The following is a 1163-nucleotide window of genomic DNA, read 5'->3' on the forward strand; positions in this document are numbered from 1 at the left end:
AAAGGTAAATTCGAGCGTAACAAGCCTCACGTGAACATCGGCACGATTGGCCACGTCGACCATGGCAAGACGTCGCTGACGGCGGCGATCACCAAGTATTTTGGCGAATACAAGCGCTACGACCAGATCGACGCTGCCCCTGAAGAAAAGGCGCGCGGCATCACGATCTCGACGGCGCACGTCGAATACGAGACGGCTGCCCGCCACTACGCTCACGTCGACTGCCCCGGCCACGCCGACTATGTGAAGAACATGATCACCGGTGCCGCGCAGATGGACGGCGCGATCCTGGTCGTGTCGGCCGCCGACGGCCCGATGCCGCAGACCCGCGAGCACATCCTGCTGGCCCGTCAGGTCGGCGTGCCGTCGATCGTGGTGTTCCTGAACAAGGTCGACCAGGTCGACGACGCCGAGCTGCTCGAACTGGTCGAGCTCGAGGTTCGCGAGCTTTTGACCAAGAACGAGTTCCCCGGCGACGACATTCCGATCGTCAAGGGTTCGGCGCTGGCTGCTCTGGAAGACAGCGACAAGAAGATCGGTGAAGACGCGATCCGCGAGCTGATGGCTGCGGTCGATGCCTACATCCCGACGCCGGTTCGTCCGCTCGACAAGCCGTTCCTGATGCCGATCGAAGACGTGTTCTCGATCTCTGGCCGCGGCACGGTCGTGACCGGCCGCGTCGAGCGCGGCATTGTCAAGGTCGGCGAGGAGCTGGAGATCATCGGCATCCGTCCGACGACCAAGACGACCTGCACGGGCGTCGAGATGTTCCGCAAGCTGCTCGATCAGGGCCAGGCTGGCGACAACATCGGCGCGCTGCTGCGCGGCGTTGATCGTGAAGGTGTCGAGCGCGGTCAGGTTCTGGCCAAGCCGGGCACGGTGAAGCCGCACAAGAAGTTCGTGGCCGAAGCCTACATCCTGACCAAGGACGAAGGTGGCCGTCACACGCCGTTCTTCACCAACTACCGTCCGCAGTTCTACTTCCGCACGACCGACGTGACCGGCATCGTGTCGCTGCCGGAAGGCACCGAGATGGTGATGCCGGGCGACAACATCACGGTCGATGTCGAGCTGATCGTGCCGATCGCCATGGAAGAGAAGCTGCGCTTCGCTATCCGTGAAGGCGGCCGCACCGTCGGTGCCGGCATCGTCGTCACCATCAA

General features: G+C 63.1%; 1 protein-coding gene. It reads left to right on the plus strand.

The window, feature by feature from the left end:
- On the plus strand, positions 1–1163 hold a 1163-nt coding region (gene tuf / locus NKJ11_RS33665), incomplete at both ends, for an elongation factor Tu (RefSeq protein WP_352795182.1).

The sequence above is a fragment of the Mesorhizobium sp. M0243 genome, from assembly GCF_040321775.1.
Taxonomy (GTDB): domain Bacteria; phylum Pseudomonadota; class Alphaproteobacteria; order Rhizobiales; family Rhizobiaceae; genus Mesorhizobium.